The organism is Metabacillus halosaccharovorans, assembly GCF_002019635.1.
Lineage (GTDB): Bacteria > Bacillota > Bacilli > Bacillales > Bacillaceae > Metabacillus > Metabacillus halosaccharovorans.
In genome coordinates, this window is the sequence record NZ_KV917371.1 from 1,573,121 (window position 1) to 1,585,253 (window position 12,133).

Below are 12,133 nucleotides of genomic sequence, written 5' to 3' on the forward strand. Positions count from 1 at the left end.
TATGGTAAAATTATTTAGGGAGGGATTGAAATGGAAACACTTCAAATAGGGAAGACAATCATTACATGGCTAAATGGCGGAGTAACCCATATGGATGGAGGAGCAATGTTCGGGGTAGTTCCAAAACCATTATGGTCAAAAAAATATGCTGTAAATGAAAAAAACCAAATCGAACTCCGGACAGATCCATTGCTTATCCAAAAAAACGGTCTGAATATTTTACTGGAAACAGGAATAGGATCCGGTAAACTGACCGAAAAGCAAATGCGAAACTATGGGGTAGAAGAAGAATCGTCAGTTGAAGAATCCTTAAAAAAATTAGGATTGACGACTGAGGATATTCATTATGTATTAATGACTCACATGCATTTTGATCATGCCTGCGGATTAACGAAGTGGGAAAATGGCAGTTTAACATCTGTTTTTCCTAAAGCGAAAATTATGACGTCATCTATTGAGTGGAAAGAGATGCAACATCCGAATATAAGATCTGCTAATACATATTGGAAACAAAATTGGGAAGCTGTTAAAGATCAAGTAACCACATTTGATTCAACGATTTCAATACTGGACGGTTTAGAAATGCATCATACTGGTGGACATAGCGATGGACATAGCATCGTCATTCTCCAGGATGGAGGAGAAACACTTGTCCACATGGCTGATTTAATGCCGACACATGCCCATGAAAATCCATTATGGGTACTTGCCTACGATGATTATCCTATGACATCTATCGAAAATAAGCAGAAGTGGATAGAATTTGGAAAACAACGCCAAGCATGGTTTACATTCTATCATGATGCTGTTTATCGGGGCATAAAATGGAATGGAAAAGGTGAAATTGTCGATAAGCTTGATCGAATAAAGAATAAATGATAGGGGCATAAATCAATTAAATGCCCCAGTATTCTTATTAATGAATCCGATCAACATGCACGATTGTTCCTGTCTTTGTATCAACGAAAGCTTCATATTGCTCGAGATGATGATCTACTGACCTTGAAATACCTGCTTTGTAAACATCATAGGATAGATGCTCATTAGAAAAAGTTTCAGGAACTGTATATATCCATGATCCATCGATAGGCCCTTTTTCTTTAAAAGCTTTTTTTACAATTTCAAGCGCTTTATCAGAAGATATATTGTGAGGCATTATTTGATCTTTCATAAAATAGGTTCCAACAATACCTATACCTAATCCCAATAAAAAGTACCTTGCCTTCATAATTTTCAACACCCCTTTAGTTTTATGTATACATCACTAGTACAACGGGTATTCATATTCCTTCTCTTATTAGTATACAAAAACCTTAGGTACATGTTAAGGAAGAATAAAAGAAGAGAAACATTTATAATAGGATATAAAGTTTTTATTTACATAAAGGCTTTTTTCTAAATTATTTTTTAAGAAGTTTATGCTATATAACACTATTTAAAAACGATAGTGGAATGGAGCGGAAGCCACTTGACTCCTGCGGGAAGTAGAGGGAAGGCTTAGACCCCACAGGTGAAGCCGAGGAGGCTCAGCTTCCTCCCCGCGGAAAGCGAGTGGCTGGAGCGCAATGGAACGAACTATTTTCTATCTTTAAGTATTAAAGAGCACAAATTCTGAAATTATTTGCAGCGTTATATAAAAAGCTATTTGGCTGAAAAGAGGGATTATATGAACCAAGAAACATTAGAATTATTTAAAACATTAACAGAACTGCCCGGAGCACCTGGAAATGAGCACCAAGTAAGATCATTTATGAGAACGCAACTTGAACCAATATCAGATGAAATTGTTCAAGACAAATTAGGTAGTATATTTGGTGTCAGACGTGGAAAAGAAAACGAACCGACAATCATGGTTGCCGGCCATATGGATGAAGTAGGTTTTATGGTAACGGCCATTACAGAAAATGGTATGCTTCGATTTCAACCACTTGGAGGTTGGTGGAGTCAAGTTCTTTTAGCTCAAAGAGTACAAATTATCACCGACAACGGTCCAATCATCGGAGTTGTTGGTTCGATTCCTCCTCATCTTCTAAGTGAAGGCCAAAGAAATAAGCCGATGGACATAAAAAATATGTTGATTGATATTGGTGCAGATGACCGCGGAGATGCGAAAAAATTCGGAATTAAGCCAGGGCAGCAAATTGTACCTATTTGTCCGTTCACTCCTATGGCAAATCCTAAGAAAATCTTGGCAAAAGCATGGGATAATCGTTATGGATGCGGTTTAGCGATAGAGCTTCTTAAAGAATTAAAAGGTGAGGTTCTTCCTCACACATTATACTCAGGAGCCACTGTACAGGAAGAAGTTGGCCTGCGAGGAGCACAAACAGCTGCAACGATGATTAATCCTGACTTGTTTTTTGCACTTGATGCAGGACCGGCTAATGATATGAGTGGAGATAAAAAGGAATTCGGTCATCTCGGAAAAGGTGCTGTTCTCCGCATACTAGATCGCTCAATGGTCACTCATCGTGGAATGAGAGAATTTGTACTTGATATGGCAGAAACTCATAACATTCCCTATCAATACTTTGTGTCCCAAGGAGGAACAGATGCTGGTCGGGTCCATGTTTCAAACAGTGGAGTGCCATCAACAGTAATTGGAGTAAGCTCACGATATATTCATACTTCAGGGTCAATTTTACATGTAGATGATTATGCGGCGGCAAAAGAACTTCTCATAAAGCTTGTTAAATCATGTGATACAACTACAGTTCAATCGATAAAACGTAATTCGTAATTTCATAAGGGAGATGCAACAGTGAAAATTGCAATAGGAACAAAAAATCCTACCAAAGTTAAAGCGGTGAATGATGCATTTGCTTCATTCATAGAAGCTGAATTTATCTCAACAAATGTGCTTTCCAATGTTTCGGCACAGCCACTTACAGATTTGGAAACATTAACAGGTGCAATCAATCGGGCAAAGAATGCGTTGGAAGCTGAAAGAGCCGATCTTGGAGTTGGTTTAGAAGGCGGGCTCATAAAAACTGATTCTGGCTATTTCTTATGTAATTGGGGAGCCATTTATGTAAAAGATCAACAGCCTATTATTGCAGGTGGAGCAAGGATAGTAGTACCTGATGAAATAGGAGAGCTTGTTTTCGCTGGTCGTGAATTAGGTGATGTGATGGATATATATGCAAGGAAAAAGAATGTTCGTCACAATGAAGGAGCTATTGGCATTTTTACAAATGGAGTTGTGGATCGGACCACAATGTTTAAAGAGCTTTCCAATCTTTTGATTGGTCAGTATTTATATAAACAAAATGTGTAATGAAAAGTAAAAAAAACCCTTCAGTTGTATGATCAACTGAGGGGTTTTTACTTATATTGGTTCTGAGCGTTGAGGCAACCAATTAGCCAAATAGGAAGGCAGATCTCTATCATTTGCTCTAGTTGTATGTCCACCATCTTCCAATAAAAATGTCTTATCTTTACTTGAAACAAAATCAATAACACGCATATTTTGTTCCTTTAAGACAAGACGATCATGTTCAGTGGAGATGACCAATAGATTTGCATGGATATTTTTTAATTCTGCTTTTTTTCCATGAATGATTAACCCGCCGTCAATTAATTTGTTTTTCTTCCCTAATTCATTCATTAATTCTTTCATAGCTGCACCTGAAAAAGGAATATGCCCATCTGTCCATGTTTTTAATCTTTTCCATTTTTCAACATAATTCTCATCATGAGCTTTATTTAGTAACGAAAGATATGGGCTAAAATATATCGGATTTGTCACCATTCTCATTCCGGCTTTCATGGAATCGCCGGAAATTAAACCAACAGCATCTAAAAGTCCATTAATGTTTAGTTTATCCTCTTTACTTGCTTGAGCTAGTTTATCAAAAAAAGGAACGACCTCAAAATCGATCGGAGAAACATTTAAAATGAGGTTGCGGATAGGCTCCTCAGCAATCGTTGCGTACATTGTAGCTAATGTACCGCCAAGACAATATCCTATAATGGTTAATTCATCTGCTTTAGAATGTCGAAGTGCCCTTTTTACTCCTTTTTGGATGTAATCTACAACATAGTCACTTGCAGATATATCTTTGTCTTCATATCCGGGAATACCAAAGTCCATTAAATAGACTTCAAATCCATTTCGTGTGAAATTTTCGATGACACTATTTCCAGGTGCCATATCTAAAATAAACGGCTGATTAACAAGAGAATATACGAGAAAAAGAGGGACATTATATTTTTTTTCTGCAGGGGCGTAATACCATAAAGTAGCTTTGTTTTTTTTCCAAATCGCTTCCTTGGGAGTAGCACCAATCTTTGGAGTCGGGCGGTTCCAAGCGTTTAAAAAACCCTTCCATCTTTTTAATTCTGTTTCAAGGTCATACTTCGGGCCGGAATTATGCTGTTTATTCATATTAATTCCCCCATTTATTTGCCTGTTTTTCTTGAAGCCGGTTCAATAGCTTTTTGTTTATTTCCTTTAAATCCACTTGACCCGGTGGCTTCATTAGTTCTCTTTGTAACTCCTCTTTTAGTGTATTCGTATTTGATAAAGATCCTTGTTTGTGCGCTGCTAATCTTTCCTTATAAGTTATCACTCTATTTTTAATTGTCGTTTCTAACCCTTCTAGTGGAGTTGGGATGTCTTTAACATCCTTTAAGATCATCATTTTAAGTTCTTTTACTAAACTTAAAACCTCATGTAGCTCCTCCTCTACGTTATCCAGCTTATCTTCGGATTGAACAATTAATTTTCCTAACCGTCCTACATCCCTTTTGGTAGGGAAATTTAATTGTGAAGACAGTTGCTCTACATAGTCATGTATGGCTTCAATTAAGTGTGCAAGTACGTGACCAGCTGTATTGGCAGTAACAGCTAGTTCTTCTTTATTCAATTGATCTTGAATATATTTATTCACTTTACCCTCTAGTTGGAAACCCAGCTTTTTTAAGAGTGAAAACAATTCTGGTTTTTCAATGTTTGACATATCCTATTTAATCCTCCAATCTAACGTTCTCCGTATTCGTTTTATAAAAACTTTTATACTCTATTTTAGATAGCAATGATATAAAAGGTGCATAAAATAATGAGTTTGCCTTAGCCTGATTTAAAAATAGATAACTAATTTAATAAAAAATAGTTTTGTAACCGTAACCTGAAAGTAGAGTTGCGAATAAACTATCTCGTTTACTTAAATATGTAGAGGAGGGATAAAGTTATGACTGAACAACAATTTCTGGATTTACTAGATGATCATGATGCACATCGAAACATACAACCATACTATGAACAATTGATGTCTTCACAGGTGTTGAGGTCTATGGATGTAGAACTAGTAGATGCGTTTTTATCGCATTTTGAATTAAGTGAGGATATGACCTTTGAAGAGTTTATGGGTTTGTACAAAATATTTGAAGCAGTCTATGAGAAAGATAAATTTCCTATTATCTATTAACCAGACCAGAGTTTTATGGCTTATTAATTCTTAACATGTTTCTTTTAAAACAAGAGCGGTTGTCTATACACAATTGTATATCCCTCATACCATAGTGTAAAAGGAGGGTATTATCTATGAGAAAGAAACTCATTACAACGAGTACACGAGGAATAAGGGAAACGGCCTTCCCGTATCAGTTATATCAAAAGGCAAAAAAATTCGGAGCATGGAATCCTCAAGACATAGATTTTACGCAAGACAAAGAGGATTGGAAAAACCTTTCTACGAGACATCGCGATTGGATTATAAAATTACTTGCTCAGTTTCAAGGCGGAGAAGAGGCCGTTACACATGATTTACTACCGCTTCTTAAAATCGCTTCTATTGAAGGTAGAATAGAGGAGGAATTGTTTTTAACAACATTTCTCTATGATGAAGCAAAGCATACAGAACTTTTTAGAAAAGTTTTAGATGAGTTGGATGAAAGAGATGATTTAACACATCTGCATTCAAAAACATATCGAAAGTTTTTTTATGAAATCCTCCCTGATACAATGGAACAACTGTGGAATCATCCTACTCCGGAAGCACTTGCTGATGCAGCTACTGTATATAATATGTTTTCTGAAGGAGTATTAGCGGAAACAGGGTATAAAGTTTTCTCAGATGGATTAAATAAAATGGGGATCATGCCCGGATTATTAAAAGGTATAGAATATTTAAAAAAAGACGAATCAAGACATATTGCGTATGGGACGTATTTGCTTCAACGATTAATTAGTGAGCATCCTCAGCTTTTTGATCGGGTAATCAAAAAAATGCAAGAATTGGCCCCTCTGGCTCTAGCTTTAAACGAGGAAGGAATGGCCTTTGAAGAGGATGAAAAAGGAAAAACAGCTACCAAAGAACTAATGAATTTCTCTAAGAAACAATTAATGACGCGAATTGAAATTCTTTCAAGAGCTAAAACAAAAAGTATCGATGAATTATATCCGTATTAAGGTAGAGAGGCTAGGAGATGTTCCTAGTCTTTTATGTTGTATGTATTTCTCCTACTAAGTAAACAATATATTCCATAACGATGACTTTTTACCTTCCTTTAACATATCATTTTTCAAAAGCACCTACACTTGTCAAATAGAAAAAAATAAAGGTAGAATTAAATAGGTCCTTTTTTCCTATCTTGGATGAAGGTTAAATCCTGAGGAGATTAAGTCTTTTCATTAGAGGAGGATTTATATGAGAATATTTTCTTGCTTTTTAAGTGGAATTGTCTTATTTATTCTAACAGGCTGTATGCCATCAAGTGAAGAAATAAAGAAAGAAACGATAGAAAGTGGAGAACAAGCTTTTTTAAGTAAGAAACAAAAGTCAAATGAAACATCAAACCTGTTTTCCTACTATCTTCCAGAAGATTTTCAAGTGAAAGAAATGAAAAAAGCTAATGTTCTGCTTGAAAAGGGGAACCAAAGCTTTATTCTTTTTGTTAATCAAAATGAAGACGAAAGCAGTAAGGTTTCCTATGAAACACTAGCGGAACAATATAAAGAACCTTTCATATCGGAAACATTTGAAAGAGATAATGAGTTTGGATATATATTTGTAGTCAAGATTGATAAAAACTTGTATGAAGTAACCGTTGGTTTAGGTGGAACAAAGCTTACGACAGAATCGGAAGCACATAATCTCCACGATGATGTACAAGTAATGATGGAAATTGTGAAATCTGTTCAATAGGAAAGAAACTCCCCTGGTCACCACGGGAGTTTTTGTATGTTAGGATCAAAAACACATTTTTGCAAGGTGGCTAAGTGGAATCAAAAGAGGATATCATATAAACTAGAATATGTAACAAAAGTAAGGTTGCATGAATAAAGGAGGACATAACAATGAAACAGCTACAATCCATTGATGAATATAAAAAGATCACAAAAGAAGAAAAGGTTATTCTGATGTTTTCTGCTGATTGGTGCCCGGACTGTCGAGTAATCGAACCTATTCTACCAGAGATAGAGCAGGAAAATAGCGAATTTACTTTTTATTATGTAGATCGTGACGAGTACATTGATTTATGTGCGGAGCTGAATGTGTTTGGAATTCCAAGCTTTGTTGCATTTCATGAAGGAAAAGAAGTAGGTCGTTTTGTTAATAAAGACCGTAAATCAAAAGAACAAATTCAGGAGTTTATTGATAGTATTTCAATATAAAGAGATGTGAAAGTGTATAGAAAGGAGGGGTAGAGATGAAAATGACATCAAGAAAATTAGTCGAAATACTAAAAAACCAACTTTCTAATCAAGGCTTGAAGTTTCATTTTGATCGTGAAAAAGACACACTGCGAATAGAAGACAATGAAACAAAAAAAGGTGTTACGTTATCAATGCCAGGCATTATAGCCAAATGGGAGACAAAAAACCAAAATGCGATAGATGAAGTTGTTTATTATGTTGAAGAAGCTCTACATGCAATGAAAAATCAGCAGGAGCTAACAGGTAAGGAAAAATCAATTTTTCCGGTTATCCGCTCAACTTCCTTTCCAACTGAAAGCAATGAAGGCATTGCATTAGTGTATACAGACCACACAGCTGAGACACGAATCTATTACGCTCTTGACCTAGGTAATACGTATAGGCTGATTGATGAAAAAATGATGCAAAGGGAAAATTGGAATATGGAGCAAATCAAAGAAATTGCATCATTTAATATAAGGTCATTAAAGACAAGTGTGAAAGAAGATCATGTCGCAGGAAATGTTTTTTATTTCTTTAATGCTAATGATGGTTACGATGCAAGCCGTATATTAAATGAAAGTCTTCTCCATTCATATAAAGAAAGAATGGTTGGAAAAATGGCGGTTGCTGTTCCACACCAGGATGTCCTCATTATTGTTGACATTCAAAACGATACAGGATATGACATTTTAGCTCAATTAACGATGAGCTTTTTCGCAAGCGGAAGAGTTCCTATTACGGCTTTGTCATTCTTATATGAAAACAATGAGTTGGAGCCAATCTTCATTTTAGGGAAAAACAAGCCCAAGCATTGATTTAATTAGTATGAACGTAATGTAACCATTAATAGAGGGCTTTATTGACACCCATAAAAAAACAATTGAATCGTAACATGTACATAGAAATGAAAAAGGAGGCGCCGTGCAATATGAAACAATTGCATTGGTACCTCTTTTTTTATTATCACAATGGTGAAACAAAATTTTCTTTTACACTTATACCTACAAATTCAGACATTTATTGATACAATAGAAGAGATATTTTTTAGTTCTTAACTAAAATAAATGGCTCCTTGATTATGAGATGAGCCATATTTTGATTATATTGAAAGAGTGATAATATGAGTTGGTTTAAAAAAATGATTTCACTATTGTTCGGAGATGAAGAAGAAACGGAGACAGATGCGATCGAGCATCAGCCAAAATCCCATCAAGAGCATCAATCAGTAAAAAATGTTCTTAGCGATCCCAAAACAACTGATGGGGAAAACCGTCAGCAGATTAAAGCGGAGGCAAGAGTTTCCTATCAATATCCAAAAGGGAATTTTCGATTTCCTATTATTCCTGATGAAAGACATATCAAAAGAGTTGAACGTCCAAGAAGAAAAGATAATCAAGAAAACAATCAAAGGAAGCAGCCTGAGAAAAAAACACAAGATTATAAGAGCTTCGACCGATACAAACAGGCACAGGAATCTGCAGTTGAAAAGAAAGAAATAGTATATGCAAATAAAAGGCCGTTTCATCCAACAGCTATTCCATCACCTGTTTATGGGTTTCAGCCTAGAGATGAGAGGATAAAGAAACGGCCAATTCACCTCGAAAACCATAGGAATAATCAAGAACAACAGCTTGCAGGTGAAACAAAAGAATCCGGAGAAGAAAAGATCACTTCAATAGAACTTGAAGAATCATATGAAACAAACCATGTAGTGGAACATGTACATAGAGATGAAGAGCAGCCTGCTCATCTTTCGGATGATCAACTTACTGCAGTTGATGAAGATGAGGATGAGGATACATTAACTTTCGAGGTTGATAGTAAAGAAATAAACGCTGAAATTCATCTTGAGGAAGAAGATCTTGTAGATGAGGCTCTAACGATTGTAAAAACAGAGTATCAAAAACAATTACATGATGATCAAGTAAATTTAAAAGAAATAACTAAGCATGAAGAACAGGCTGAGTACCGATATGAAGAAAATGAAACTATCATTGAACTAGAAGAATCTCCACAAGAAGGTGAACAGCATGATGAGAATATACACGCTGAAAACACGATACTTGTAGAGCAATCGCCATCAACTGAGGTAGATCAGACAGAAAGTATGAAACAGGAGAAACTAGATAGTACAAACCATAGTCATAGTGAAAACACACCTAGACGTAAGTCAGCTCCATTTAATGTGATGATGTTAGGGAGAGATAAGCAGAAATTAAGAGAGAAGAGTCAGGAACATGGCTATCAATTTCCATCACTTAACTACTTAAATGTAGCGGATAGAGAAGTAATCGAAGATCATACTTGGCTGGAATCTCAAAAAGATCTTTTGAATGTCACATTAAAAAACTTTAATGTGAGAGCCAGTGTTGTAAATGTTACACAAGGACCTTCTGTAACACGATTTGAAGTACATCCTGAGCCCGGAGTAAAGGTAAACAAGATAACAAATTTGAGTGATGATATTAAATTAAGCTTATCTGCTAAAGACATAAGAATTGAGGCGCCAATTCCGGGGAAAAATACAATAGGAATTGAGGTCCCTAATAAAGTAAGTAAGATGGTTTACTTAAGAGAAATCTTAAGAAGTACTGAGTTTCGTTCAAATCCTTCACCGATGACTGCAGTATTAGGTTTAGATATTGCCGGACAACCGGCTGTTACAGATTTAAAGAAGATGCCACATGGTTTGATAGCAGGGGCAACAGGATCAGGGAAAAGTGTGTGTATCAATACGATTCTTATTAGCTTGTTATATAAGGCTTCCCCACATGAAGTGAAATTAATGCTAATTGACCCAAAAATGGTTGAATTAGCACCTTATAATGAAATCCCTCATCTTGTAAGTCCGGTGATTACAGATGTAAAAGCTGCAACAGCTGCATTAAAATGGGCTGTTGAGGAAATGGAAAGACGCTATGAATTATTTGCACACTCCGGTACCAGGGAAATTACAAGATATAATCAGCTCGTCAAAGAGCACAAACAAGGTGAGCATTTACCATATTTAGTCATTATCATAGATGAGTTAGCTGATTTAATGATGGTTGCTCCAAATGATGTTGAGGAAGCGATTTGTCGGATTGCACAAAAAGCACGGGCATGTGGTATTCATCTTATCGTTGCAACTCAAAGACCATCTGTTGATGTTATTACAGGATTAATTAAAGCAAATATTCCAACAAGAATTGCCTTTTCTGTATCATCACAGGTTGATTCAAGAACAATCATTGATGTTAATGGAGCAGAGAAATTATTAGGTAAAGGTGATATGCTGTTTTTGGAAAATGGTTCATCAAAAGCAGTTAGACTTCAAGGTACCTTTGTATCAGATGAAGAAATTGAGCGAGTTGTGAAACATGTGAAGCTTCAATCAAAGCCTGATTATTTATTTCATCAAGATGAATTGGTAAAAAAAGCGACCATTCAATCAGAAGAGGATGAACTATTCCTTGAGGCCTGCGAGTTTGTCGTAAATCAGGGTGGTGCATCAACATCCAGTCTGCAAAGAAGATTTAGAATTGGATACAATCGTGCCGCCAGATTAATCGATATGATGGAAGAACAAGGAATTATCTCCGAAAATCGAGGAAGTAAGCCAAGAGATGTGTTAATCTCTGAAGAAGAGTTAGATGCAATCCACGAAACCCACGTACTATAAAAAAATATGATAAGATACGATTAAAAAGGTAAGGTTTTTTGTATGGATAATATTGTTTATCTACAAGCTCTTCGTGAAGAAAAAGAAAATCAACTCACAACTTTTATATGTGACCATTTAAAGGCGGTCCAGACACATGTTGACCGCCATGTAAACATAAGGGAGAAAGTAAAAGCAAAACATATTTTAACCAAAAAGCTTTGGAATGAGAAATCAGCGGTTTTAACTTTATCTCAAGAGTTATTATTTAAAGACTGGTTTACGTTTGATTATTTAACGATAAAAGGCTTGACCAACTATCAAACTTATATTAAATACGGGAACCGTATGAAGCACCCACTGGATTCTGTCGTACATGCTTTATTTATGGCTAGTGTACTTGAACCATTTAAAGTAATAAAATATGATAAACCACATATACATGCAAAGAAATTACTAACGAATGAAGTCTGTACAATAAAGCTGGATGAAGGAATTCCTGACTTACAGGATAATGAATGGGTCTTTTTACGCTCAATTCCTGTATTTGATGATTTATTTTTAATAAGTGATATGTTTATTCAACATGATAATATGATGATGGATGAATTACATAAACACTTCGAAAAAAGTACTGATAGTTGGCGTACATTTTTAAAGAAATATTCCATAAAATATAGTTGGAATTGTACGAAGGTGAAATTGAGTTCAAAAGAGTAATTCGATTTTTCATAGTCATTACGGATGGCTAATGGTATAATATAATTTTGTAGGCTGATTACATATTAGGAAAAAAAACAAGAATTGTTTGTATTTCTAAGAGACGTTTACTATACAACGGGTTGCAAATC

The 12,133-nt window shown here is 35.5% G+C and carries 13 protein-coding genes; 10 read left to right on the forward strand and 3 right to left on the reverse strand.

Annotated features, from left to right (window positions below):
• Window positions 1-30: 30 nt before the first annotated feature.
• On the forward strand, window positions 31-879 hold the full coding sequence (locus tag BK577_RS07245; protein ID WP_078432296.1) for a YtnP family quorum-quenching lactonase: 849 nt from the start codon (window positions 31-33) through the stop codon (window positions 877-879).
• Window positions 880-916: 37 nt separating this feature from the next.
• Here BK577_RS07245 and BK577_RS07250 read toward each other — a convergent pair whose 3' ends face one another.
• The gene (locus tag BK577_RS07250) at window positions 917-1,228 is read right to left on the reverse strand and encodes a PepSY domain-containing protein (RefSeq protein ID WP_078432297.1); all 312 of its coding nucleotides are present in this window, start codon (window positions 1,226-1,228) and stop codon (window positions 917-919) included.
• 438 nt (window positions 1,229-1,666) lie between these two features.
• Here BK577_RS07250 and BK577_RS07255 point away from each other — a divergent pair, with 438 nt between their 5' ends.
• Together BK577_RS07255 and BK577_RS07260 are read left to right on the forward strand one after the other, a co-directional pair.
• The gene (locus BK577_RS07255; RefSeq protein WP_078432298.1) at window positions 1,667-2,740 is read left to right on the forward strand and encodes a M42 family metallopeptidase; all 1,074 of its coding nucleotides are present in this window, start codon (window positions 1,667-1,669) and stop codon (window positions 2,738-2,740) included.
• A 21-nt stretch (window positions 2,741-2,761) separates the two neighbouring features.
• Window positions 2,762-3,277: a DUF84 family protein gene (locus BK577_RS07260; protein WP_078432299.1), complete on the forward strand. Its 516-nt coding sequence runs from the start codon at window positions 2,762-2,764 to the stop codon at window positions 3,275-3,277.
• 51 nt (window positions 3,278-3,328) lie between these two features.
• On the opposite strand, the gene BK577_RS07265 is transcribed toward BK577_RS07260, so the two are convergent.
• Together BK577_RS07265 and BK577_RS07270 are read right to left on the reverse strand one after the other, a co-directional pair.
• Entirely contained in the window at window positions 3,329-4,387 is a 1,059-nt protein-coding gene (locus tag BK577_RS07265; RefSeq protein ID WP_078432300.1) for an alpha/beta fold hydrolase, read from the reverse strand.
• A gap of 1 nt (window position 4,388) precedes the next feature.
• Window positions 4,389-4,961: a hypothetical protein gene (locus BK577_RS07270; protein ID WP_078432301.1), complete on the reverse strand. Its 573-nt coding sequence runs from the start codon at window positions 4,959-4,961 to the stop codon at window positions 4,389-4,391.
• A 231-nt stretch (window positions 4,962-5,192) separates the two neighbouring features.
• Between BK577_RS07270 and BK577_RS07275 the strand changes: the two genes are divergently transcribed.
• From BK577_RS07275 to BK577_RS07305, 7 genes are all read left to right on the forward strand, one after another.
• Window positions 5,193-5,429, forward strand: coding sequence for a hypothetical protein (locus BK577_RS07275; RefSeq protein ID WP_078432302.1), 237 nt, complete (start codon window positions 5,193-5,195; stop codon window positions 5,427-5,429).
• Between the two features lie 116 nt (window positions 5,430-5,545).
• Window positions 5,546-6,412, forward strand: coding sequence for a R2-like ligand-binding oxidase (locus tag BK577_RS07280; RefSeq protein ID WP_078432303.1), 867 nt, complete (start codon window positions 5,546-5,548; stop codon window positions 6,410-6,412).
• 238 nt (window positions 6,413-6,650) lie between these two features.
• Window positions 6,651-7,148 carry a hypothetical protein gene (locus BK577_RS07285; RefSeq protein WP_078432304.1) on the forward strand — a complete coding sequence of 166 codons (498 nt, stop codon included), beginning with the start codon at window positions 6,651-6,653 and terminating at the stop codon, window positions 7,146-7,148.
• Between the two features lie 152 nt (window positions 7,149-7,300).
• Complete coding sequence (locus tag BK577_RS07290) at window positions 7,301-7,618, forward strand: thioredoxin family protein (RefSeq protein WP_078432305.1); 318 nt, start codon at window positions 7,301-7,303, stop codon at window positions 7,616-7,618.
• A 35-nt stretch (window positions 7,619-7,653) separates the two neighbouring features.
• A complete protein-coding gene (locus tag BK577_RS07295; protein ID WP_139367280.1) occupies window positions 7,654-8,457 on the forward strand; it encodes a DUF1444 domain-containing protein in 804 nt (267 codons plus the stop codon).
• 305 nt (window positions 8,458-8,762) lie between these two features.
• A complete protein-coding gene (locus BK577_RS07300) occupies window positions 8,763-11,303 on the forward strand; it encodes a DNA translocase FtsK (protein ID WP_078432306.1) in 2,541 nt (846 codons plus the stop codon).
• A 42-nt stretch (window positions 11,304-11,345) separates the two neighbouring features.
• Window positions 11,346-12,002 (forward strand): hypothetical protein, encoded by a 657-nt coding sequence (locus BK577_RS07305; RefSeq protein WP_078432307.1) that lies wholly within the window; start codon window positions 11,346-11,348, stop codon window positions 12,000-12,002.
• The last annotated feature ends 131 nt before the right edge of the window (window positions 12,003-12,133 follow it).